The sequence below is a fragment of the Saccharothrix luteola genome, assembly GCF_020859565.1.
GTDB lineage: Bacteria > Actinomycetota > Actinomycetes > Mycobacteriales > Pseudonocardiaceae > Actinosynnema > Actinosynnema luteola.
The window spans coordinates 77,184-100,364 of sequence record NZ_JAJHUO010000007.1 but is presented as its reverse complement, the minus strand read 5'-3'; the positions used below and the strand labels follow the sequence as shown (position 1 = coordinate 100,364).

At 72.6% G+C, this 23,181-nt stretch carries 19 protein-coding genes; 13 read left to right on the top strand and 6 right to left on the bottom strand.

Annotated features, from left to right (window positions below; all coding sequences use genetic code 11):
- Positions 1-17: 17 nt before the first annotated feature.
- The 8 genes from LNK82_RS11720 to LNK82_RS11685 are packed head-to-tail and all read left to right on the top strand — an operon-like array spanning position 18 to position 8,082.
- Positions 18-1,235 (top strand): aspartate kinase, encoded by a 1,218-nt coding sequence (locus tag LNK82_RS11720; RefSeq protein WP_230566974.1) that lies wholly within the window; start codon positions 18-20, stop codon positions 1,233-1,235.
- Positions 1,236-1,283: 48 nt separating this feature from the next.
- Positions 1,284-2,129, top strand: a complete 846-nt coding sequence (locus LNK82_RS11715; RefSeq protein ID WP_230566973.1) for a 2-amino-3,7-dideoxy-D-threo-hept-6-ulosonate synthase — start codon at positions 1,284-1,286, stop codon at positions 2,127-2,129.
- Positions 2,126-3,229 (top strand): 3-dehydroquinate synthase II, encoded by a 1,104-nt coding sequence (locus tag LNK82_RS11710; RefSeq protein WP_230566972.1) that lies wholly within the window; start codon positions 2,126-2,128, stop codon positions 3,227-3,229. The genes LNK82_RS11715 and LNK82_RS11710 overlap by 4 nt, the downstream gene beginning before the upstream one ends.
- Positions 3,226-4,035: an amidohydrolase family protein gene (locus LNK82_RS11705; RefSeq protein ID WP_230566971.1), complete on the top strand. Its 810-nt coding sequence runs from the start codon at positions 3,226-3,228 to the stop codon at positions 4,033-4,035. Before LNK82_RS11710 ends, LNK82_RS11705 begins: the two co-directional genes overlap by 4 nt.
- Positions 3,998-5,317, top strand: coding sequence for a phenylacetate--CoA ligase family protein (locus LNK82_RS11700; RefSeq protein WP_230566970.1), 1,320 nt, complete (start codon positions 3,998-4,000; stop codon positions 5,315-5,317). Before LNK82_RS11705 ends, LNK82_RS11700 begins: the two co-directional genes overlap by 38 nt.
- Before the next feature lie 46 nt (positions 5,318-5,363).
- The gene (locus LNK82_RS11695) at positions 5,364-6,596 is read left to right on the top strand and encodes an FAD-dependent monooxygenase (protein ID WP_230566969.1); all 1,233 of its coding nucleotides are present in this window, start codon (positions 5,364-5,366) and stop codon (positions 6,594-6,596) included.
- Entirely contained in the window at positions 6,593-7,396 is an 804-nt protein-coding gene (locus tag LNK82_RS11690) for a 2,3-dihydro-2,3-dihydroxybenzoate dehydrogenase (protein ID WP_230566968.1), read from the top strand. The genes LNK82_RS11695 and LNK82_RS11690 overlap by 4 nt, the downstream gene beginning before the upstream one ends.
- Before the next feature lie 20 nt (positions 7,397-7,416).
- Entirely contained in the window at positions 7,417-8,082 is a 666-nt protein-coding gene (locus LNK82_RS11685; RefSeq protein ID WP_308257198.1) for an isochorismatase family protein, read from the top strand.
- An 11-nt stretch (positions 8,083-8,093) separates the two neighbouring features.
- Here the strand turns inward: LNK82_RS11685 and LNK82_RS11680 are convergent, their stop codons facing one another.
- From LNK82_RS11680 to LNK82_RS11655, 6 genes are all read right to left on the bottom strand, one after another.
- Positions 8,094-9,314, bottom strand: coding sequence for a LuxR family transcriptional regulator (locus LNK82_RS11680; protein WP_230566967.1), 1,221 nt, complete (start codon positions 9,312-9,314; stop codon positions 8,094-8,096).
- Between the two features lie 270 nt (positions 9,315-9,584).
- Positions 9,585-10,658 carry a methyltransferase gene (locus LNK82_RS11675; protein ID WP_230566966.1) on the bottom strand — a complete coding sequence of 358 codons (1,074 nt, stop codon included), beginning with the start codon at positions 10,656-10,658 and terminating at the stop codon, positions 9,585-9,587.
- Between the two features lie 252 nt (positions 10,659-10,910).
- Positions 10,911-12,341, bottom strand: coding sequence for an MFS transporter (locus LNK82_RS11670; protein WP_230566965.1), 1,431 nt, complete (start codon positions 12,339-12,341; stop codon positions 10,911-10,913).
- Complete coding sequence (locus LNK82_RS11665) at positions 12,322-14,064, bottom strand: FAD-dependent monooxygenase (protein WP_230566964.1); 1,743 nt, start codon at positions 14,062-14,064, stop codon at positions 12,322-12,324. Before LNK82_RS11665 ends, LNK82_RS11670 begins: the two co-directional genes overlap by 20 nt.
- A 937-nt stretch (positions 14,065-15,001) precedes the next feature.
- On the bottom strand, positions 15,002-15,880 hold the full coding sequence (locus tag LNK82_RS11660) for a sigma-70 family RNA polymerase sigma factor (RefSeq protein WP_230566963.1): 879 nt from the start codon (positions 15,878-15,880) through the stop codon (positions 15,002-15,004).
- Complete coding sequence (locus LNK82_RS11655) at positions 15,877-16,272, bottom strand: VOC family protein (protein ID WP_230566962.1); 396 nt, start codon at positions 16,270-16,272, stop codon at positions 15,877-15,879. Before LNK82_RS11655 ends, LNK82_RS11660 begins: the two co-directional genes overlap by 4 nt.
- Positions 16,273-16,454: 182 nt before the next feature.
- On the opposite strand from LNK82_RS11655, the gene LNK82_RS11650 reads away from it, so the two are divergent.
- The 5 genes from LNK82_RS11650 to LNK82_RS11630 all read left to right on the top strand — a co-directional run bounded on the left by LNK82_RS11650 (position 16,455) and on the right by LNK82_RS11630 (position 23,151).
- Positions 16,455-17,777, top strand: coding sequence for a hypothetical protein (locus tag LNK82_RS11650; protein ID WP_230566961.1), 1,323 nt, complete (start codon positions 16,455-16,457; stop codon positions 17,775-17,777).
- A gap of 69 nt (positions 17,778-17,846) precedes the next feature.
- Positions 17,847-19,070: an AAA family ATPase gene (locus LNK82_RS11645; RefSeq protein ID WP_230566960.1), complete on the top strand. Its 1,224-nt coding sequence runs from the start codon at positions 17,847-17,849 to the stop codon at positions 19,068-19,070.
- Between the two features lie 11 nt (positions 19,071-19,081).
- Positions 19,082-20,290 (top strand): vWA domain-containing protein, encoded by a 1,209-nt coding sequence (locus LNK82_RS11640; protein WP_230566959.1) that lies wholly within the window; start codon positions 19,082-19,084, stop codon positions 20,288-20,290.
- Between the two features lie 123 nt (positions 20,291-20,413).
- A complete protein-coding gene (locus tag LNK82_RS11635) occupies positions 20,414-20,983 on the top strand; it encodes a TetR/AcrR family transcriptional regulator (RefSeq protein ID WP_230566958.1) in 570 nt (189 codons plus the stop codon).
- A 5-nt stretch (positions 20,984-20,988) separates the two neighbouring features.
- The gene (locus LNK82_RS11630) at positions 20,989-23,151 is read left to right on the top strand and encodes an MMPL family transporter (RefSeq protein ID WP_230566957.1); all 2,163 of its coding nucleotides are present in this window, start codon (positions 20,989-20,991) and stop codon (positions 23,149-23,151) included.
- Positions 23,152-23,181 lie beyond the last annotated feature (30 nt).

Below are 23,181 nucleotides of genomic sequence, written 5' to 3'. Positions count from 1 at the left end.
GTGCCGATGGGGGAGAAATGGAAACAGTCGTCCGCAAGTACGGCGGCACTTCGCTCGCCGGGCTCGACCAAGTGCGCTCGATAGCCCGATCCGTGGCGGCGGCACGGCGACGCGTCGCCGTCGTGCTGGTGGTTTCCGCTCAGGGCTCCACCACCGACGACCTGCTCGGCACGGCCGCGGCGCTGAACGTGCGGCGGCCCACCAGGGAGAGCGACCAGCTCCTGGCCACCGGAGAATGCGCGTCCGCGGCGCTGATGTCCATGGCGCTGCACGAGGTCGGGGTCCCGGCCGTCTCGCTGACCGGCGCCCAGGCGGGTGTCGCGGTGGTCGGGCCGCACGGCGAGGGACGGGTCGCGAAGGTGACGCCCACCAGGATCCGCTCGTCGCTCGACGTGGGCGAGGTTCCCGTCGTCGCCGGGTTCCAGGGCGACAACCCCGATGGTGACGTGACCACGCTGGGCCGCGGTGGTTCCGACACCACGGCCGTCGCCCTCGCCGCCGCGCTCGGCGCGCGCCGGTGTGAGATCTACACCGACGTCGACGGCGTGTGCAGCGCGGATCCGCGGATCGTGCCGACCGCGTCGCTGCTGTCCGAAGTGGACGTCGACGTGATGAGCGAGATGGCCTTCGCCGGCGCCAAGGTCCTGCACGCCCGGGCGGTCGAGCTGGCCACTGCCGAGAGGGTCGAGGTCCACGTGCGGAACTCCGTCGGTGACCGTCCGGGGACCGTGGTCCGCCACGGCGACGACCCGGACGTGCTGGAGGCGTTCGGCGTGCTGGCCGTCGCGCACGACTCGGACGTCACCAGGGTGCTGGTCCGCTCGGGGCCGGGACACCGGGACCCGGCGGTGGACGTGCTCGTGCTGCTGGGCGAGCACAACGCGCCGGTCGACCTGGTCGCCAGGTCCGGGCCGTTCGAGGACGAGTTCCGGATGGGCTTCACCATGCGGCGCAGCGACCTGGTCCGGCTGGCCGACGAGCTGCGCGACCTGGTGGCTCGGAACGGTGGATCGGTCGTCTACGACGAGCACGTCGGCAAGGTGTCCCTGATCGGCACGGGGATGCTCAGCCGGCCCGGGCACACCGCGCGGATGCTGTCCGTGCTCGCGGACGCCGGGATCGCCACGAGCTGGGTCTCCACCTCGCAGTTGCGAACCTCGGTGACGATCCCGATCGACCGGGTGCACACCGCGGTCGCCCTGCTGCACGCCGAGTTCGAGCTCGACCGCGGGTGATCGCACCCGCCGATCCACCAGCGCCACCTCCGGGGAGAGGAGTCCACCGTGCCGGGTTCGTTCGCGCGTGAAGTGCGGCTGCGCAGGTTGTGCCGACAAGTCGACCAACGCTTGCTCGTCGTCCCATTGGACCACTCGGTCACCGACGGCCCGATCACGGGCGGTGGCCGGACGGTCGACACCCTGGTCGGGCTGCTCTCGACCAGCGGGGTGGACGCCGTGGTGCTGCACAAGGGGAGCCTGCGGCACGTCGACCGGCGCTGGTTCACCGACATGTCACTGATCCTGCACCTGAGCGCCGGCACCGCCCGCGGCCCGGACCCGGACGCGAAGTACCTCGTCGCGAGCGTGGAGGAGGCGATGCGCCTCGGCGCGGACGCGGTGAGCGTGCACGTCAACGTCGGCGCGTCGGACGAGGCCCGCCAGATCGCGGACCTGGCCAAGGTCGCGGAGGGGTGCGACCGCTGGAACCTGCCCCTGCTGGCCATGATGTACCCGCGGGGGCCGAAGGTCCGCAACCCCAGGGACCCGGAGTTGATCGCGCACGCCGCGACGATCGCCGCCGACCTCGGCGCCGACATCGTCAAGTCGGTGTACCCCGGATCGGTCGCGGAGATGGCCGACGTCGTGCGGAGCTGCCCGGTGCCCGTCATCGCCGCCGGTGGACCGCGCACGGACCAGCGACAAGTTCTGTCCTACGTGGACGAAGTGATCGGCAGCGGTGCGGCGGGGGTGGCCATGGGCAGGAACATCTTCCAGGCCGACGACCCGGCGGCGGCGGCGAGGGAGGTCGCCGCGGTCGTGCACGGCGTCGCGCGGGCGGGGGCACCGCCGCGGCTGGACCTGCTCGAAGTCCCCACCGGCTGGAAGACATCAGGAGGGAGACCCCAGTGAAGTTCTGTTGGCTGGACGTCCGGGGCGTCGGAGACCGGCGTGAGGCGATCGTCGAGGAAGCCGTGCACCAGCGCGTCGCCGGCATCGTGAGCGACGACCCCGCGGTCCTGGAGAGCCTGCCGCCGACCGTCCGGAAGGTGCTCTTCCGCGAGGACGGGCAGATGCCCGAGCACCTCGGCGGGGCGGACATCGTGGTGCTCGCGGAAGAAGCGCACGACGTGGCGCGTCGTGCGGCGCAGGGCGATACCGGGGTCGAGTTCGCCCGGTACGTCGAGGTGGTCGACGCGGACACGCTCGAACGGGCGTGCACGGCGGCCCGCACCGAGCGGTGGACCGTGGTGAGGTTCGCCGACCCGACCAAGATCCCGCTGGAGATCGTGCTGGCGGCGGCTTCGGGCGCCGAGGGCAGCGTCATCACGGTGAGCGGGGGCGTCGAAGAGGCGGAGATCATCTTCGGCGTGCTGGAGCACGGCTCGGACGGCGTGATGATGGCGCCGCGGGAGGTCGGCGACGCGACCAAGCTCCAGGCCGCCGCGCAGGAGCGCCAGGACGACCTCGACCTGGTCGAGCTGGAGGTGACCCGGATCACCCACGTCGGCATGGGCGAACGGGCCTGTGTGGACACCTGCACGTACTTCCGGGAGGACGAGGGCATTCTCGTCGGCTCGCACTCGAAGGGCATGATCCTCTGCGTCAGCGAGACCCACCCGCTGCCGTACATGCCCACCCGGCCGTTCCGGGTGAACGCCGGCGCGATCATGTCCTACACGCTGTCGAAGAACGGCCGCACGAACTACCTGAGCGAGCTGAAGGCGGGCAGCAAGGTCCTCGCGGTCGACATCAAGGGGCAGACCAGGGTCGCCGTCGTGGGCCGGGTCAAGATCGAGTCCCGCCCGATGCTGATGGTCGACGCGGTCGCGCCGAACGGCGCCACGGTCAACCTGATCCTCCAGGACGACTGGCACGTGCGCGTCCTGGGGCCCGGCGGCACGGTGCTCAACAGCACCGAGCTGAAGCCGGGGGACAAGGTGCTCGGCTACCTCCCCGTCGAGGACCGGCACGTCGGCTACCCGATCGACGAGTTCTGCCTCGAGCAGTGAACGGCGAGCCGCACCACCCGCGGCCGGTGTTCGACTTCCACGTTCGGCTGGTCCCACGACCCGGTGCCGCGGACCGGTTGCTGGAGGCGCTCGCGGCCTGCGGGATCGACCGCGCGGTCGCCTGCGCGGGCGGCACGATCGACCTGCCGAGGTTGTCGCGCCAACTCGTCGAGGGCGGTCACGTCGAGACGGACGCGGACAACGACGCGGTGCTGGGGGCGTGCGCGGCGTCGGGCGGCAGGCTCGTGCCGTTCTTCTTCGCCAACCCGCACCGCGGCGCGGGCCCGTACCGGGACCGGGCCGCCGAGTTCCGCGGCGTGGAGGTCTCGCCGGCCGTGCACGGCGTGGGCCTGGACGACCCGCGGGTGGCCGACCTGGCGTCGGTCGCCGCCGACGAGGGCCACCCGGTGTACGTGGTCTGCCTGGAGCGGCCGGGCGCCCGGGTCTCCGACCTGGTCGCCCTCGCCGCGCGGTTCCCCGAGGTGGTTTTCGTGCTCGGCCACAGCGGGGTGGGCAACATCGACTTCCACGGTGTGGAGCTGATCGAGCCCAGCCGCAACGTCCTGCTGGAGACCTCCGGTGGCTACACGAGCGTCCTGCGGGCCGCGCTCGACCGGCTCGGTCCGGACCGGGTCCTGTTCGGCACGGAGTTCCCGCTGCAGCACCCGGCGGTGGAGCTGGCCAAGTTCGCGGCGCTGGAGGTGCCCGCCGACCAGTGGCGGAAGGTCGCGTGGACCAACGCGGCCCGGATTCTAGGAGAGGGACCTCATGACGTCGACCAGGACGCCCCTGCCGCAACTGGGTGACTGGGGATCGTTCGACGAGCTGACCGCCCTGCAGGACGAGCAGGTGGCCAGGTTGTTGGCCGAGGCGGGCCGATCGCCGTTCTACCGGGCCCGTGGCGACCTGGACGCGGTGTCGCGGGACCGGGCCGGCCTCACCGCGCTGCCGCTGACGACCAAGCGGGACCTGCGGGACAACTACCCGTTCGGCATGTTGGCCGTGCCCCGGGAGCGGCTGGCGACCTACCACGAGTCGAGCGGCACGGCGGGAACGCCCACGCCGTCCTACTACACCGCCGACGACTGGACGGACCTCGCGGAGCGGTTCGCCAGGAAGTGGAACGGCATCGACGAGACCGACACGCTGCTCGTCCGCACCCCGTACGCCCTGATGATCACCGGCCACCTCGCGCAAGCGGCGGGCAGGCTGCGCGGCGCCACGGTCGTGCCCGGCGACAACCGCTCGCTGGCGATGCCGTACTCCCGCGTCCTGCGCGTGCTGCACGACCTGGACGTCACCCTGACGTGGTCGATGCCCACCGAGACCCTCCTGTGGGCGGCGGCGGCTCGCGAGGCCGGGCTCGACCCCGGTTCCGACTTCCCGTCGCTGCGCGCCCTGTTCGTCGGTGGCGAGCCGCTCAGCGACGCGCGCCGGCGGCGCATCGGCGAGGTCTGGGGCGTGCCGGTCATCGAGGAGTACGGCGCCACCGAGACGGGCAGCCTCGCCGGCGAGTGCCGGTTCGGCCGGATGCACCTGTGGGCGGACCGGGCGGTCTTCGAGGTGTACCACCCGGAGACCGGGTCGACCACGGTCGACGGCGCGGGCCAACTCGTGGTGACCCCGTTGTTCCGGCGGGCGATGCCGCTGCTGCGGTACAACCTGGAGGACGACGTCGAGGTCTCCTACGAGGCTTGCGGCTGCGGCTGGCAGCTCCCGGTGGTGCGGGTGCTCGGCCGGGCGGCGTTCGGCTACCCGGTGGCCGGGCGGAAGGTCAACCAGAACCTGCTGGAGCAGTTGGTGTTCGAGCTGCCCGTCGAGTACGGAGTGGTGTTCTGGCGGGCCCGCGCGGAACCGGACTCGCTTCGGGTCGAGATCGAGGTGCCCGACCGGGACCTCGCCGAAGCGGCCGCCGGGGCGCTCACCGCTGCGATCGGGGACGCCCTGGGCACACCCTGCCTCGTCGCCGCGGTGCCGTCCGGGTCACTGGTGCCCCGCGAGGTGCTGACCGCGAGTCACGACGTGCTCAAGCCACGCAGCCTCTTCGGCGCTGACGAGGACTGGGACAAAGCACTTCTCTACTACTGAACGAGCTCGGCCCCGACCGGTCCGACGACAGAGACGAGGACGTCCAGTGCCCACTGCAGATCTCCGGGTCGCCGTGATCGGGGCCGGTGTCGCCGGGCTGGTGGTCGCGGCCGCGCTGCGCCGGGCCGGGTTGTCCTGCCAGGTCTTCGAGCAGGCTCCCCGCCTCGCCGAAGTGGGCGCCGGCATCCAGCTCGCGCCGAACGCGGTGCGTGTCCTGCGCGGGCTCGGCCTGGCGGAACCGCTGGCGGCGACCGCCGTGCGGCCCGACGAGATCCGGGTGAGCCGGTGGGACGACGGCGACCTCATCGCGTCCACCGCCCTGGGCGAGCGCTGCGAGCAAACATTCGGCGCGCCCTACTACACGGTGCTGAGGTCGGACCTGCACGCGGCCCTGTCGGGGCTGCTGCCGCCCGACGCGGTCCACCTCGGCCGGCGCTGCGTCGGCCTGGCCGAGCGCACCGACGACGTCGAGCTCACCTTCGCCGACGGCCGTCGGGTCACCGCGGACTTGGTGGTGGGCGCCGACGGCATCCACTCCGCGGTCCGGCGACACCTCGTCCGGGACGAGGCGCGCTTCTCGGGGGAGACGATCTACCGGGGCGTGATCCCCGCCGACCGGGTGCCGTTCCTGCGCGCCGAACCGCGGGTGCAGCTGTGGTTGGGACCGGGCAGGCACTGCGTCGCCTACCCCGTCGCGGGCGGTGAGCGGGTGAGCTTCGGCGCGACCACGCCGGCCGGTGGGTGGCGGGCCGAGTCGTGGTCGGCGACGGGGGACGCCGCCGAGGTGCGCGCCGCCTACGACGGCTGGTGCCCGGACGTGCTCAGCCTGCTCGACGCGGCGGAGTCCGTCGGTCGGTGGGCGCTGCACGACCGGGACGTCATCGCCCGGTGGAGCACCGAGCGAACCGTCCTCGTCGGTGACGCCGCGCACCCGATGCTGCCGTTCTTCGCGCAGGGCGCGAACCAGGCGATCGAGGACGCCGTCGTCCTGGCGACGTGCCTGCACGACGTGCTGCCGACCGGGGGTACGGGAGCGGCGCTGCGCGCGTACGAAGCACTGCGCAAGCCGCGCACGGACGCGGTGCACGAGAAATCACGCGTCAACACGGACGTGTTCCACCTACCGGACGGCGCCGATCAGCTCCGGCGTGACGCCGAGCTGGCGCGCTACGCCGACTTGGAGCACCGGCGATGGCTCTGGGGGTACGAAGCGGAGTCGGCGCTGTCGGCGGCCGGCGGTCAACAGGGGGTCTTCGCCATGGGGAGGGAGTCGTTATGACGGAGTCGACGACGGCACGTGTCGGGAAAGCGGCGGGGAAGGTCGCCTTGGTCACCGGAGCCGCCAACGGGATCGGCGAGGCGGTCGCGGACCTGCTCGCCGAGCACGGCGCGAAGGTCGCGGCCGCGGACCTGGACGGTGACGCGCTGGCGAAGGTGGTCACCCGCCTCACCGAGGCCGGGGCGGAGGCGAACGCCTACCCGCTGGACATCCGCGACAGCCGCGCGGTCGAGCGTGCCGTCGACCGGGTGGAGCGGGAACTCGGGCCGGTGGACGTCCTGGTCAACGTGGCGGGGTCGATGCGCCTCGGGAACCTGGTCGAACTCACCGATGACGACTGGCACTCGGTGTTCGCGGTCAACACCGACGGGGTCTTCTACATGAGCCGCGCGGTCGCGCGGCGGATGGTCCGGCGGGAGGCCGGCGTGATCGTCACGGTCGCGTCCAACGCGGCCCGGGTGCCCAGGAGGAGCATGGCGGCGTACGCCGCCTCGAAGTCCGCGGCCGTCTACTTCACCAAGGCCCTCGGGCTCGAGCTGGCGGACAAGGGCATCCGGTGCAACGTGGTGTCACCCGGCTCCACCGACACCCGGATGCTGCGGGACACGTGGACCGGCGAGGCGAGCAGCGCGGCGACCTTGGACGGATCCCTCGCCGCCTACCGGGTGGGGATCCCGCTGCGCAAGCTGGCGACCACGGCGGACATCGCGGCCGCGGTGCTCTTCCTCGTGTCCGACGACGCCGGTCACATCACCATGCACGACCTGTGCGTCGACGGCGGCGCGGCGCTCGGCGTCTGATGCCCCAGCGAGGAGCGGACGTGATCGTTTCGAGCATCCCCGAGTACCCGATGCCCGGCCGCGAGGACCTGCCGCCGAACGTGGCGCCCTGGCGGTTGGACCCCGGCCGGGCCGTCCTGCTGATCCACGACATGCAGCAGTACTTCGTCGACTTCTTCCCCGCCGGGGCCGCACCGAGGGAGGACCTGATCCGCAACTCCGCCTCGGTCAAGGCGGCGGCGGTGGCGCTGGGCATCCCCGTGGTCTACACGGCGCAGCCCGGTTCGATGAGCGAAGCGCAGCGGGGGCTGTTGCGCGACTTCTGGGGTCCCGGCATGGACCGGCGGCCCGAGCACCGGCGGGTCGTGGCACCGCTCGAGCCCGGACCGGACGACGTCGTCGTGACCAAGTGGCGCTACAGCGCCTTCGTCGGCAACGACCTCGACGACGTCATCCGGTCGCGCGGTCGGGATCAGGTCGTCATCTGCGGCATCTACGCCCACATCGGGTGCCTGATCACCGCGTGCGACGCCTTCAGCCGGGACCTCGAGGCGTTCCTGGTGGCGGACGCCGTCGCGGACTTCACCCCCGAGGAGCACATGATGGCCCTCGACTACGCGGCGCGCCGCTGTGCCGTCGTGCTGCCGACCGAGTCGGTTCTCGCCCGGCTCGCCGAGGCCGTCGACGCGAGGGGCGAGGGGCGGTGACCGGGGACCGCCTACTCCGACACCGTGCCGGAGTAGGCGGTCTGCGGGTCGTAGGTGTTCGCGAGGGTCGCCAACTCCACCCGGGAGGCGATGTCCAGCTTCCGGAAGATGCGGCGCAGGTAGTAGTTGACGGTGTGGGGGGACAGGAACACCCGGCTCGCGATCTGCCGGTTGGTCATCCCGCGGCTGACCAACCGCGCGATCGCGTGCTCGGTCCGGGTGAGGCTGGCCCACTCGACGGGTGCCTGGTCGGTCGGCTGCTCGACGTCCGCCTCGGACCCGTCGCCCCCACCGGGGCTCGGGAGGCACGGGAAGTGGTCCCACCCCGGTCGGCTCGGCGCGGGCAGGTCCTCCCGGGCGAGGACCGACCGCATCGGCGCGGGCACGGTCTCGCGGATCACCCGCAGCACGGATTCGCTCTGGAACTCGAACGTCCGGCCGACCTGCCTGAGCATGGCCGCCTCCGCGCCCTCCTCCAGCAGCGAGAGCATGAACGGGGTGCGCGCCGGGTGGACGCAGCCCCGCGTCGCGGCTATCTGCAGCATCTGCCGACAGGCGGGGGTCAGCAGGTCCAGGACGTCGACGATGGTGGCCCTCAACCGGCACGGGATGCGGCAGTCGGTCACCGCCGAGTACCCGTCCGCCACGCGCAGCCTGTCCTCGTCCCGCAGACCGGTGACCAGCGCCTCGATCCACCGCGGGTTGCCGCGGGTCTGGCCCGCCAACGCCTTGAGGTGCGCGTCCGGTGGCGCCCCGGTCAAGTCGGCCACCAGTGCGTGCGTCTCCGCCGAGGACAGGTCGGACACGTGCACGACCTCGCCGCCGCCGATCCCGCCGGGGCGCAGCCACCGGTCCGCCGCAGCCGGTGTCGTGCCCCTGCCCGCCAGCAGGAACGCGATGTCCGTGCGTTCGCCCGCCGCTCCGATCAGGGCGTGCAGCCTTTCCGGGGTGACGAGGTGCGCGTCGTCCACGAGCACTAGTCCCGGCGTGCTCAGAGGTTCCTGCCGGGTGACGGAACCCGGTGGCAGGGCGTTCAACCGCGCGCCGTGGACCGGCGGCGACGTCCGGTAACCGGACCGCCTGGCGACCGCGGCGATTTCCTGGAGCAGAGATGTCTTACCGGTGCCGGCGACCCCGGTGATCGCCACGATTCTCGGTCTCTTCGACGGCGTCGGCCCGAGTAATGACGTGATCCGTCTGACTTCCTTTTGTCGACCCTGGAACGCGATCATGTTCCCCCCTGGTTCGATCACGCACGTGACACCCCCTGTGGCACGTGTTCCTCAGTCCAGGTAGTTCTGTGCAACCTTCGCCGATTGTATCGGAAGTGTTCCGCTCCTGTGTCGTTTCGGTGGGAAGCGGTCGGAGATGAGCATCTATCACGAACGCATCTGTTCCCGGTCGTTCGGAGCCTATTGTAAAATTGGTGGGGAGTTTCGGCGAGTCGGCGTGGGGCCCGCCGGCAGGCGGGGCCCCACGCCGTCGGTCCGGCGATGGCCGTCTCAGGGCGCGCTCGGCGCCTCGTCGGACGTGCGCACCCCGGAGATCACGATGTCACCCAGTTCGCCGACGAACTGGCGGCCGGTGGGCTGGAAACCCGTCTCGGCGAACCACTGCTCGTACTCCCTGGGCGTGTAGACCATGCCCTCGCCGGACGCGACGGTCTGGAAGTAGGCCGACAGCGCGGCGGCGAGCTCGGGCCCGGTCTCGTCGTCGTTCTGGCCGGGGGTGACGACGAAGATCCCCGCGCCCTCCTCGACCGCCCTGGCGGCCTTGGTCAGCAGTGCCTTGTTGCGGTCGGTCGACCAGATCTCCAGGAAGTGGCCGAACAGGACGCAGTCGCACCCCTTCGGGAACTCGTCCTGGAACGCGTCGAGGCCGATCGCGCGCACGCGGTCCGACAGCCCCAGGTCGGCGATCCGCCGGTTCGCGGCCTCGGTGACGGACGGCAGGTCGATGATGGTGATCTGCAGGTGCGGCCAACGCCGGGCGAAGTTCGACGCGTTGATGGCGGTCCCACCGCCGATGTCGAGCATGTGGCGGTAGCCCGACAGGTCGAGCTTGTGCACGAGCTGCTCGGCGACCAGTCGGCTGACCGAGCCCATCATGTTGTGGAACACGGTCTCCAGCCTGGCGTTGCCCGCCAAGCGGCCGTAGAGGGTGGGCGACGTGCCCTCGATCTCCCGCTGGAGCCCGACGTTCGTGTTCGCCTTGAGCGATTCGTAGAACCACGCCATGGGCCGGTAGTTGACGTGCTGCTCCCACGGCACGAACGCCGCGGGCACCTGGTCGTTGTTCGTCGCGAGCGGCTCGGCGAGCTTGCTGTTGAAGTAGCGGTCGCCGTCCTTGTGCACGAGGTCGAAAGCGGTGCAGCCGAGCATCAGGATGCGGGTCGGCTGGTCCTCCAGGCCGAGTTGGCGACCGATGTCCGCCCTCGTGGCGCCCGGTCGGCTCGCCAGGAGGGCGAACAGGCCGAGCTGGTACGCCGCGCTCAGGTATTGGAACCGATAATGGGCGTAGAACAGCGACCGGAGCCCTTCGGCGGGGTCGACGGGCAGCGCTGGTGCTTGGGACATCTGTCAGCCTCCTTGGCGACTCACGCTTTTGCTGGTGCAGTCAGTTTTGCGCGATGAATCTCCCGCGACATCACGTGTCCACGTGGTTGTGGCGCAGAAAGCGTGCACCGGAAAGCGGTCCGCGCGGCGCCGGTGTTCGTGCCGATGAATAAGAGGTACCCGGCATGGGCGCGCGGCGGCGTTCAGGAATAATTCCCGTGAACGCGGACACGGGCCCACCGGAAGTCGGTGGGCCCGTGTCGCGGCTTCGGGTCAGGCGCGCCGGGTCTTCGGCAGCAGGAGGCTGATCGCCGCGATGCCCACGGCGAGTCCGGCCGCGATGAGGAAGACCACGCCGTAGCCGGAGGCGAGGGCGGACGGTGAGCCGCTGTCCGCCTCCGACGCGGTCTTGGCGCCGGCGACCGTCGCGAGCACCGCCAGGCCCAACGACCCGCCCAGTTGGTTGGCGGTGTTGGCCAGACCGCCGACGATGCCCGCGTCGCCCTCGGGCGCCTCGGCGGTCGCCGCGGCCATGAAGGTGGGGAAGGCGAACCCGATCCCGATCGCGATGAGCAGCGTGGGCCCGAGCAGGCCGGTGACGTAGCCGGTGTCCGCGTCCGCTCGGGAGAGCCAACCGAAACCGGCCACGAAGCAGGCGCTGCCGACCAGGACCAGGCGACGCACACCGGCACGCGGCAGCAGACCCGCGGCCCACCGCGCGACCAGCAGGAACATCACCGCCGCGGGCGTCTGCCCGAGTCCGGCCTCGAGCGCGCTGTAGGCGAGCACGTTCTGCAGGAACAGCGACGTGAAGTACCACATCGCGATGGCGATCCCGCCGAAGAGCAGCAGCATGCTGTTGCCGACGACCACGCTCCGGATGCGGAACAGCCGCAGCGGCATCATCGGCTGGGCGGCGAAGCGGACCTCCACCAGGACGAACGCGACGAGCAGCAGCAAGCCCGCCGCGATGGGCCCGATGACCAGCCCCGAACCCCAGCCGTGGTCGACGGTCTGCATGATCCCGTAGATCAGGGCGGCCAGCCCGAGCGTGCCGGTGACCGCGCCGACGACGTCCAGCGACTGGTTCCGGGCACCCCGGGCGCCCGACAGCGCCATGACCGCCACCACGATCAACGCCGCTCCGATCGGCACGTTGATCAGGAACACCCACCGCCACGACAGGCCCGTGGTGAGAGCGCCGCCCACGACCGCGCCGGCCATCCCGCCCACACCGCCCGAGGCGGCCCAGGCGCCGAACGCCTTGGCGCGCGCGCCTTCGGCGGTGAAGGTGGTGTTGATCACGGCCAGCGTCGTCGGAGCGAGCATGGCGGCACCCATGCCCTGCACGACCCGGGCCCCGACCAGGACCTCCGGTGAGCTCGCCAGGCCGGCGGCCAGGCTCGCGGCGGAGAACAGGAACATCCCGGCGATCAACACCCGGCGCTGGCCGAACAGGTCGGCGGCGCGGCCACCCAGCAGCATGAAGCCGGCGAAGGTGAGCAGGTAGCCGTTCACCACCCAGGCCAGGCCGGTGTCGGAGAAGCCGAGGTCCCGGTCGACCGAGGGCAGGGCGACGTTGATGATGGACGCGTCGAGGATCACCATGAACTGGCAAGCGCACACCAGCACCAGGACCAGCCAGGCGGGCCGGGTTCCCTCTTTCGTGTCGCCGCGGGTCGAGCTAGACGGTTCGGTCGCCACGAGGGCCTCCTGAATGCGAATCTGCGATGCCTCTTACGGGGTGGTGCACGTTCTTCCCGGCGGTGCGGCCCGAACCGGTGGAGCCCGCCGGCGGCGCGGCCGGCCCACCCGTCGCGCCCCTGACCCGGTCGACGACCTCGGTCGGGTCGGTCGGGGATCGGTTCCCCCTCCACGCGACGTGGTGGTCCGGGCGCACGAGTACCAAGTCGCGTTCCCACAGCTCGCGCACCCGGCGTTCCCGGACCACGAGGTGGCGGACCGGCAAGCCCCGGTCGGCCGCGCCGGCCAGCAGGGCGTCGGCCCGTCCGTCCCCTGCCGTGTCCACCAACGTGAACTCGGGGCCGAACCGGTCGAAGAGCTGACTGCCGTCGGCCAGCAGCAGGCTCGGCGGGCGGGCGCCCGGCCAGGTGCTCGGGACGTAGCGCAGCGGGTCGGAGGCCGGCTCGGCGGTGCCGTCGGCGCAGACGATCGGCGAGCCCGCGTACCGGTAGTCGAGGTAGATGCCCTCGTAGGTGTTCTCGCCGGGCTGCGCGCCGAGGAACCGGCCCAGCTGCGCCGGTGTCGCGCCGTCGCCGATGAGCCGCATGAACCGGAAGTGCACCTCGAGGTGCTCGCGCGACATGGCCATGTTCCGCAGGCCGACCGGCCGCCGCTCCACCTCGTAGCTGTCCAGCAGCCCTGGCCCGCCGTAGCCGTTGACCAGTGCCGCCAGCTTCCAACCCAGGTCGACCGCGTCGCCCACGCCGGTGTTCATGCCGTGGCTGCCGGCGGGGAACATCTGGTGCGCGGCGTCGCCCGCGAGCAGGACCCGGTCGGACCGGTAGTTGTCGGCGATCAGGTACCTCGGCGTCCAGCGCGAGGAGACGTGCACGTGGTCGACGGCCAGGTCGACGTTGAGCAGGGAGCGCATCCACGCTGCCGTGTCGGCGGGTGGCGGGTCGAAGTCGGCCGGGCGCAGGGAGTGGAACGCCCAGGTGCCTGCCTCGTCGAGCGAGATGAGCACGTAGCGGTTCGTGAAGTAGTGCCAGAAGTAGCCGTGCCGGAACAGGGTGCTGTCGTCGGCGGTGCGGAAGGTCACCGAGAAGGCGGCCGGCAGGTCGCGGACACCGCCGCTGGTGCCGTCGGCGACACCACCGCTGCTCAGCGGGATGCCGACGGCCTGGCGGATGGTGCTGCTCGCGCCGTCGCAGGCGGCCAGGTACCGCGAACGCACCGACCGCGCGGCACCGCTCGCCAGGTCCAGGAAAGTGCTGGTGACACCGTCGTCGTCCGGTTCGAGCGAGTCGAACCTCCAGCGCAGGCGCAGGTCGATCAGCGGGTGGCGGCGGCAGCGGGAGAGCAGGATCGGCTCGAGGTCGGTCTGCGAGATCCGCTGGTACGGCTGGCTGGGCTGGCTGCCGTCGTTGTGCTCCCTGATCTGCTGCCACTTCCGCTCAACCGAGGGTTGCTCCCAGAGCGCGAGCCGCTCGCCGTCCAGCCCGGTGGACCAGATGACGTCGAAGGGGTACTCGGGCGGCACCCCCGACCGCCGGATGTCCGCCGCCGAGCCCAGCCTCGCGTGGTGCTCCATCGTCCGGGGGTTGCTGAACTCCATCTTCGGGTGCGCGGTCGGACCGGCGTTCTGCTCGACGAGCAGGCACGCCACACCGTGGTGGGCCAGTTCCAGCGCCGTCATCATCCCGACGGGGCCTGCGCCGACCACGACTACGGGAACGTTGTCCATGCACTCTTTCCCCCACCTCCGGGACCGACGTGATACGGGCAGCGTCCAGCGTCGGCCGTGCCGCCACATCACGTGTTCATGGGATCTTCAGCGCGGTGTCAACGCCCGGTGCGGTGGCGATGGGCTCGCCGCTCCGGTTCGACTGGGGGACCACTGCGGTCAGCCGGGCGATCGGCTCGACCGGTTCCTGTTCTCCGACGCCCGCACGCCGGTGTCTTCCCACGTCCTCCGCACGGCCGTACGCCGCGACTGAACTCAGACGGTCACCGGCAGGTCGGCCGGTCGCCCTTCGGGCACGCCGCCGCGAACAGGGTGGATCACGACACGAGCGGGTGGCATCGGTGAGGCGGAGATGAGCGGCGACTCGGTCGTCGGCTCCGGTCCGGTGCCGGCCCCAGGCGACCGCGGGGCGCGCGGACGGGTGCGGACCTGGTTCGTTCCGGCGACGGGCCGCTGTCGTCGGCCATCGCCGCCTTCGACGGCGGCGGTCAAGGCCGCACACTCATGATCTGCTCCGAATTCGTCTACCGCCGCCACCGCGAGGCGGACCCGGCCGGCCCCTGCGCGCTGGACGTCGGCGCCCAGCCCGACGACGGGTCACCACTGGACTGGGCGCGGCAGCACGCGACCCTGCCGTTCACCACCCCGACCGGGCGCACCGGCGCACCGACCGACCTCGGCCCGCTCCTCGCCGACTACGCCGCCGAAACCGGACTCCACCTCCCGGCCGCGGCACCCCGGACCAGCCGCACGACTGCCTGGAGGCCGTCCGCGCCCACGCAGCCGCCCCGAACTTCGTCACCCCCGGCGACCTGGCCCGCACCCTCTCGCTCACCGGCCGCACCCGCTTGGACCGCACGTCCCGGTGACGGAGACGAATTCCCGCGTGAGGTCCACTTCGGACTGACGGGTTCGTGGCTGAGTGGTTCCGAGGGCCTCACGGTGGCCCCGGCAGGTCCGTGGACGCGAGCTTGGCGGGGTCGGACACGATCGCGATCCCGGCGATCCGGCCGTCCACGACGGTGAAGGCCATGACCGCGAGCGGGGTGCCGTCGTCGCGCCAGGACACCACGCCCGGACGGCCGTTGACGAGCACGGCCAGCCCGTGCCCGGCCGCGCCGGCGGCCAGCCGTGCGCCAGTGGCCACCTTGGTGGCGCCGAGGACGACGACACGGCCGTCGGGGGTGTCGGCGGTGAGCCGCACGTCGGGGTCGAGCACGCGCAGCAGCCCTTCGAAGTCGCCGTCGCGAGCCGCCGCCAGGAAGGCCTGCACGACCTCCCGCTGCTCCCGCCCGGGGACCTCCGGCCGCCCGGTCGCCCGCACCTTCCGCCGGGCGCGGCCGGCGAGCATCTTGGTGGCGTCGGTCGACTTGCCGAGGATCCGGCCGATCTCGTCGAACGGCACCGCGAACAGGTCGTGCAGCACGAACGCCAGCCGCTCGCCCGGCCGCAGCGACTCCAGCACGACGAGCAGCGCGAGCCCGACCGAGTCGGCGAGCGCCACGTCGTCCTCCGGCGCGGCGCCGTCGTCGACGGTCACCACCAGCTCGGGCAGGCGGCTGTCGTAGGACGCCTCGGGACGGGTCTGGCGCGCACGCAGGACGTCCAGGCTGAGCCGGCCGACCACCGTGGTCAGCCAGCCCGCCAGGTTCCCGATGGCCGCCGCGTCCTGGCGGGACAGTCGCAGCCACGCCTCCTGCACCACGTCCTCCGCGTCGGCGTGCGACCCGAGCACGCGGTGCGCGATCGCGCGCAGCCGGTCCCGCTGCCCCTCGAACGCCTCGGCCACCGGGTTCCCCCGGCCCGCGTCGGTCACCTGCCGGCGCCGCGGGGCTGCTGGCGGAGCGAGATCCGGTTGCCGTCCGGATCCACCGCCTCCACGCGAACGCCGAACGGGTAGTCCACCGGCTCGGGCTTGACGAACGTCACGCCACGCCGGCGGAACACCTCGAAGTCCTTCCTCAGGTCGTCCGACTCGAGGATGAGCGGACCGGGCGCGGCGCCCGGCTCGGCCGGGTGTCCGGCGGCCGGCGCGTGCGGCCAGAGGATGATCTTGACCGCGCTACCGGGCGCGCCCACGGTGAGGAAGCGCCCGTCCGGCCCGGGGTAGTCGACGTGCTTCTCCAAACCGAGCCCTTCCGCGTAGAACTCCAGCGCGCGGTCCTGGTCGGTGACGTAGACCGTCACGTACATGATGTTCGTCAGCATCCTGCTCTTCACTCCACTCAGGTCGGACGACCGGTGGGCGCACTCGGTCGTCGCCGGTATGACGAGAGCCGGCGGGCAGAGGTAACAGAACCGGACCCGCTCGTTGTCGATCCTGGTACGCTCCCGGCGATGGTTACCTACGTGAACGGATCGGAGGTTCTCTTCGCACAAGGTGAGTGCTGATGCGCCCCTTGACCGCGAATGAGAACGACCGCCTCTTCTTCTGGGCGCACGTGCGCGAGTTCGCCGTGCCGCCGCCGATGATCGAATCGGCGACCGCCCGCCGGCTGGTGGGCGACTGGGCCGGAGCCTGCGCCGCCGCGCGCGTCGACGTGGACCTGAACCTGCGAGCCGTGGGTCGCGCCCACGGCCGGCTCCTCGCGGCACAGGTCCGCGCCGACCTCCGCCAACTGGCTCCCGACCTGCTGCGCTGGCACTTCCCGAGGATCGCGCCGGACGGCCTGTTGCGGCCCGGCCTCACCGTGTCCCTGGCGCGGTACCCCTCGACGGCCGACGGCGAGGTGCACCTGGTGGCGCGCACACCGCCGTCGTGGGCCGACGCCGGCCAGCGGATCAGCCTCGCGCTGTGGGTGCCGTCCCGGCCGAGGGACGGGGCCGGCCTGCACCCCCACCCCCGCCCCGACCGGCGGTTCCGCCTGGACCTGCACCGCCACCTGTGGGACGTGCGCAGGGCCGGTGAGCTGGGGGAGCGGTCCGGGAGCACGATCGGTGACGGGGTGGCGGCGGAGTTGAGCGGCTTCGCCGTCGACCGGTGGCCGGCGGAGGCTGCGTTGCTGCTGCGCGCGGAGGGACGTGTGGACGGCCTCGTCACCGTGCGGCTCGACAGCCGACGCCGGCTGGTGCTGGCCCCGGCAGGGATCACGGTGGCGCCGCCGAGAGGTCGCAGCCGCGCGTGGCCGGTCCTGCCGGACGCCGCGACCCGGGTGCTCCCCGACCTGGAACTGCTCCGCGCGGGGTTGATCGACGTCGACCGGCTGCACCCGCTCGTCGCGTCGGCGCTCGTGCCGGATCACCGGCCGGCCGGCGCGTCACCGAGCCCGGACGGCCCGGGGCACGCGCGCCTGGTCGACTGCCGTGGCGCCACGCACCGCATCGGCGTGGTGGACGGCGTCCTCGTCCCGCTGGACCACGACCCCGACGAGATCCGCCGCGAGGAGCTGCTGGTCGCGTTCGGCGGCCCTCCGTTGCCGTGCCTGCGGGTGATCGACGACGCGCACCGGCGGCCGGAGTCCCTTGTGGACGTTCGCGCCCGGCTGGACCACGGGGACACCGAAGGCGCCCTCGCGACCGTTGAACGACTGCTCGGACCCGACGTGCTGCTCCGCAGCGGGGCGTTGCGCGACGAGTTGGAGGCGGCGGCGCGTGGTCGGGTGGCGCACGGGCTGTTCCGGGCCGGGCTCGCCGGGTCCGGACCAGGGCCGGCCGCCCGGGACACCCGCCGCCGTGACGTCCGGTCGCACCCGCGCCACGCGATCAGCCGCTGACCTCACACCTCGCTCGACCCACCGGCCGACCTCACGGCCCCCCGACTCGACCCCAAAGGTGACCGGAACATGCGCACTTTCGCCGAAGCGGCCCACGTCCGACCGATGGACGCCGCCGCCGACCTGCTCGCCCTGCTCCAGGACACGACCACCGAGCCGCGTCCCGACCTCCAGCTGGAAGCCCTGACCCTGGCCGTGTCCGCCGACCTGCCGGTGCTGCTGTGGGGCGAGCCGGGCATCGGCAAGACCGCGGCCCTCACCCAGCTCGCCGACACCCTCGAACTGCCGCTGACCACGGTGATCGCCAGCGTGCACGAGCCGTCCGACTTCTCCGGCCTGCCGGTGGTCGGCGACGACCCGGCCGTGCAAGGGGTCCCGATGGCCCCGCCCGACTGGGCCGTGCGCCTGGTCCGGGCCGGCCGGGGGCTGTTGTTCCTCGACGAGCTGTCCACCGCGCCACCCGCGGTCCAGGCCGCGCTGCTGCGCGTGGTGCTCGAACGCCGGATCGGCGCGCTGCGGCTACCGCCCGGTGTCCGGATCGTGGCCGCCGCCAACCCGCGCTCGTCCGCGGCCGACGGCTGGGAGCTCAGCCCACCGCTGGCCAACCGGTTCGTCCACCTGCGGTGGAGCTACGACCACGAGGTCGTGGTGCGCGGGCTGGGCGGGACGTGGCCGGAAGCGGCGCTGCCGAGGCTGGACCCGGCACGGCTGACCGACGCCGTGGCGTTCGCCCGTCGGGCGGTGTGCGAGCTCCTGGCCGCACGTCCCGGGTTGGTGCACCAGCTTCCGAAGAGCGAGGCGAACCGCGGCGGTCCGTGGCCCTCACCGCGCAGTTGGGAGATGACGTTGCGGCTGATCGCTTTCGCCACGGCGGCCGGTGCCTCCCGGGAGGTGCTGTCGATGCTGGTGCGGGCCACCGTGGGCGACGGTCCGGGCCTGGAGCTGCTGGCCAGTCTGGACCGGATGGACCTGCCGGATCCCGAGGAGCTGCTCGCGGACCCGGCGGCGGCCGTCCTGCCCGAGCGCGGCGACCTGCGTCAGACGGTGCTCGACGGCGTGGTGGAGGCGGTGCGCAGGCGGCCGGAGCGGTCCCGTTGGGACGCCGCGTGGTCGTTGTTGGTGCTGGCCCTGGAAACCGGCGCGCCGGACCTGGTGGTCGTGCCGGCGTCCACGCTCGCCGCGCTGCGCCGCGACGACTGGCAGGTGCCGGCGGCGATCGAGCGGCTGGCCGGCGCGGTGTCGCTGTCGCGGCGGGCGGACCGGGCGGCGGTCGGCGCGGGCGCCCGCCGATGACGCCGGGGGACATGGACGAGGAGAAGCTCTTCGCCGCCCGGTTGCACGCGGTTCGCAGCCGGCCGTACCTGGCGACGGCGTTGTTCGCGCTGCACGTGGTGGAATCACGGCGAGTGCCCACGATGGCGGTGGACCGGCACTGGCGCTGCTACGTCTCGCCGGCGTTCGTGGACCGGACGCCGTTGGAGGAGTTGGCCGGGGTCTGGGTGCACGAGGTCTCGCACCTGCTGCGCGACCACCACGGGCGCGGCGACCGGTTCGCGGCGCAGCACGGGCTGACCGGGCCGGGGGAGCGGTTGCGGATGAACATCGCCGCGGACTGCGAGATCAACGACGACGTGTTCGGCGAGGGGCTGGCGAAGCCGGCGGGCGCCGTCCAGCCGGCTCTGCTCAGGTTGCCCGACGGGCAGTTGATGGAGGACTACCTGCGCCAGTTCCGGCTCGGGCCGCACACCGACGGGTTCGGCTGGCTGGACTGCGGCAGCGGCGCCGACGGGCTGGAGCGGGAGTGGGACCTGGGGCCGGACGGCGCGAACGGGCTCAGCGCGCAGGAACGCGACGCCGTCCGGTTCCGGGTGGCCCAAGGCATCACCGCACGTCCGGGCAACGCGCCGAAGGGCTGGCAACGGTGGGCGCAGGAGGCGTTCCACCCGCCGCAGCCGTGGCGCGAGCTCCTGGGGGCGGCGGTCCGCTCGGCGGTGTCCGGGCCCGGCGCGGGTGAGGACTACACCTACGGTCGGCCTTCGCGCAGGTCGGCCGGCCTGCCCGGGGTCGTCCTGCCGAGCCTGCGACGACGACCGCCGCGCGTCTGCGTGATCGTCGACACCTCGGGGTCGGTGAGCGACGACGAGTTGGGCAGCGCGATCGTCGAGATCGCCGCGATCGTCCGTGCGGTGGGCGGTCGACGTGATCTCGTCTCCGTGCTGTCGTGCGACGCCGCCGCCCACGTCACGCACCCGTTGTGCCGTGCCGAGGGCATCCCGCTGGTGGGCGGTGGCGGCACGGACCTGCGCAGCGGCTTCGCCAAGGCGTTGCGCGGCAACCCCCGCCCCGACGTCGTCGTCGCCCTGACCGACGGGCAGACGCCCTGGCCGGGTGCGCGTCCACCGTGCCGGACGGTCGTGGGCCTGTTCCCCCGACCGTCCCGGTGGGACGAGGACGATCCCGACTACGTGCCGGACTCGCCACCGGCGTGGGCGCGGGTGGTCACCATCGGCTGATCCCACGTCGTCAGGAGCGCCACCGCCCGGCCCAGGCGTGCGGCGGAGCGGGGTGACGGAGGCCACCTACCGGATCGGTCGGCTTACCGACCGGATCGGTCGGTAACTGCGTACCGTGGAGGCATGGCACGCGCGCTGACCGAGGACCAGTTGCTGGACCGCGTGGCAGGTCTGTTCGCCCGGCACGGGTTCGACCACACGTCGGTGAAGGACCTGGCCGACGCGGTCGGGTTGTCGAAGGCAGGCCTGCTGCACCACTACCCGAGCAAGCAGGCGCTGTTCGACGCCGCGCGCGACGTCGGGCGCACGCACAGCGGGAAGTTGTTCGCGCAGGCCGCGCAGGCGCCGGCCGGCCCGGCGCGGGACCGGCGGGCCGTGGAGCTGCTGGTCGACTTCGCCCTGGACCGGCCCGGTCTGATCGCGCTGGAGTCCCGCGCGATCAGCCTGCTGGGCGCCGAGGGTGCGGAGGGCGACCTGGACGCCCTGTCCCAGCACGTGTTCGCCGTGTTCGGCGTCGAGCAGGACGCGGGCGACACGGCACGGCTGGTCCGCGTGATCGGCATGCTCAGCGCCCTGGCCGTGCTCAGCCTGGCCGCCAACCACGCGGGCGAGAAGACCGCGTGGCGGCCCCACATCATCGCCACCTGCCTCGACGCGCTCGGGCACCGCGACCCATCCCACCCGGAGGCCTGACTCCCATGGCACGTCTGCTCTACCGACTCGGCTTCGGCGCGCACCGGCGCCGCCTGGTCGTCGTCCTGCTGTGGCTGCTCGTGCTCGGCGGCACGGCGTTCGGCGCGGTCACGCTGGCCGGCCCGACCTCCGGCTCCTTCTCCATCCCGGGGCAGGAGTCGACCACCGCCCTCGACAAGATCTCCGACGAGTTCGGGACGGGCGGCGGCGCGACCGCGCGGGTGGTCGTGCGGGCTCCGGACGGCCGGCAGGTCACCTCGCCCGAGAACGCCGCGAAGCTCGCCGGGCTGGTGCGGGAGCTGTCCGAGCTGCCCGGCGTGACGTCCGCGAGCAACCCGCTCGACCCGCGTGCGCCGACCGTGAACGCCGGCCAGGACGTCGCCTACAGCACGGTCACCTACGAGGCCCAGGTCGGCGACGTGACCGAGGAGCAGCGCACCGCGCTCTTCGACGCCACGCGCGAGGTGACCGGGCTGACCGTGGAGGCCACCGGTGAGGCCACGCAGGCGCCGCCGCACGTGGGCGGTCCCGCGGAGGTCATCGGCGTGGTCATCGCGCTGCTGGTGCTGGCCGTCACCTACGGCTCGCTCGTGCTGGCCGGCATGAACCTGCTGACCGCCGCCGTCGGCGTCGGCATCGGCGCGCTGGGCGTCACCATCGCCACCGGCTTCATGGACCTGCAGTCCACCACCCCGATCCTGGCCGCGATGCTCGGCCTGGCGGTCGGCATCGACTACGCCCTGTTCATCATCAACCGCTACCGGCACGAGCTGCGCCGGGGCCGGGACGTGGGCGACGCGATCGGCACGGCGGTCGGCACCGCGGGCTCCGCCGTCGTGACCGCCGGCCTGACCGTGGTCATCGCGCTGGCGGGCCTGGCCGTGGTCGGCATCCCGTTCCTGACCCAGATGGGCGTCGCCGCCGCGTTGACGATCGTGGTCGCGGTCCTCGTCGCCGTCACCCTGGTGCCCGCGGTGCTCGGCTACCTCGGCCGCCGCGTGCTGCCGCGCAAGGAGCGCGACGTGCGCGCCGTGGACGCCTCGGACGCCGAGCCGCACGAGCGCGGCTTCTTCCGCGGCTGGATCGGCGCGGTCACCCGCAACCGGGTCGCGGCGCTGCTGCTCGCGGTCCTGGGCCTGGGCGCGATCGCCGTGCCCGTGCTGTCGATGGAGACGACCCTGGTCGCGGCCCCGCCCGCCGAGTCGAGCCAGGCCCGCGCGGAACGGCTGCTCGCCGACGGCTTCGGCGAGGGCTTCAACGGCCCGCTGGTCGTGCTGTTCGAGGGCGACGACGCCGCCGCCACCGCCTCGGCCTCCGTCGCGACCATCCAGGGCGCGGGCGACATCGCGCTGGTCACGCCGCCGACGCCGAACGCCGACGGCACGGCCGCGATGCTCACCGTGATCCCCGAGTCCGGCCCGGCCACGCAGGCCACCGAGCAGTTGGTCACCGACCTGCGCGAACGGCTGGCCGGCGTGGACGGCGCGACCACCTACGTCACCGGCGCCACCGCCGTGAGCGTGGACGTGGCCGTCGCCCTGGACGAGGCCATGCCGGTCTACCTGGCGCTGGTCGTCGGCCTCGCGCTGGTGCTGCTGGTGCTCGTGTTCCGGTCGATCCTGGTGCCGCTGGTCGGCGTGCTGGGCTTCCTGCTCACCATCGGCGCCTCCCTCGGCGCGACGGTCGCGGTGTTCCAGTGGGGTTGGCTGGCCGACGCGGTCAACCTCGACGGCACCGGACCGCTGCTCAGCCTCACCCCGATCCTGATGGTGGGCATCCTGTTCGGCCTGGCGATGGACTACCAGATCTTCCTGGTGTCCCGGATGCACGAGGCGCACCACCACGGCAAGCCGCCGCTCGCCGCGATCGACACCGGCTTCCGCCAGGCCGCGCCCGTGGTCGTGGCCGCCGCGCTGATCATGTTCTCGGTGTTCGCCGGCTTCGTGCCCGCGGGCGAGGGCCCGATGAAGTCCATCGCGTTCGCCCTGGCCATCGGCATCCTGTTCGACGCGTTCGTGGTCCGGATGGTCCTCGTGCCCGCCGCGCTGGCCCTGCTGGGCGAGAAGGCGTGGTGGCTGCCGAAGTGGCTGCGCCGCCTTCCGACCCTCGACGTGGAGGGCGCCGCGCTGGAGGCGGACCGCGAGGAACTCGTCGGCGCCACCCGGTGACCGCGACGGGTCCGGCGCCGAGCACCGGCG

Coding starts and splice junctions, on each gene's coding strand:
- LNK82_RS11675 (WP_230566966.1), bottom strand. CDS start 10,658: ATGTCCCAAGCACCAGCGCTGCCCGTCGACCCCGCCGAAGGGCTCCGG.
- LNK82_RS11645 (WP_230566960.1), top strand. CDS start 17,847: ATGCGCACTTTCGCCGAAGCGGCCCACGTCCGACCGATGGACGCCGCC.
- LNK82_RS11630 (WP_230566957.1), top strand. CDS start 20,989: ATGGCACGTCTGCTCTACCGACTCGGCTTCGGCGCGCACCGGCGCCGC.
- LNK82_RS11665 (WP_230566964.1), bottom strand. CDS start 14,064: ATGGACAACGTTCCCGTAGTCGTGGTCGGCGCAGGCCCCGTCGGGATG.
- LNK82_RS11655 (WP_230566962.1), bottom strand. CDS start 16,272: ATGCTGACGAACATCATGTACGTGACGGTCTACGTCACCGACCAGGAC.
- LNK82_RS11700 (WP_230566970.1), top strand. CDS start 3,998: ATGACGTCGACCAGGACGCCCCTGCCGCAACTGGGTGACTGGGGATCG.
- LNK82_RS11650 (WP_230566961.1), top strand. CDS start 16,455: ATGCGCCCCTTGACCGCGAATGAGAACGACCGCCTCTTCTTCTGGGCG.
- LNK82_RS11635 (WP_230566958.1), top strand. CDS start 20,414: ATGGCACGCGCGCTGACCGAGGACCAGTTGCTGGACCGCGTGGCAGGT.
- LNK82_RS11680 (WP_230566967.1), bottom strand. CDS start 9,314: ATGATCGCGTTCCAGGGTCGACAAAAGGAAGTCAGACGGATCACGTCA.
- LNK82_RS11720 (WP_230566974.1), top strand. CDS start 18: ATGGAAACAGTCGTCCGCAAGTACGGCGGCACTTCGCTCGCCGGGCTC.
- LNK82_RS11690 (WP_230566968.1), top strand. CDS start 6,593: ATGACGGAGTCGACGACGGCACGTGTCGGGAAAGCGGCGGGGAAGGTC.
- LNK82_RS11640 (WP_230566959.1), top strand. CDS start 19,082: ATGGACGAGGAGAAGCTCTTCGCCGCCCGGTTGCACGCGGTTCGCAGC.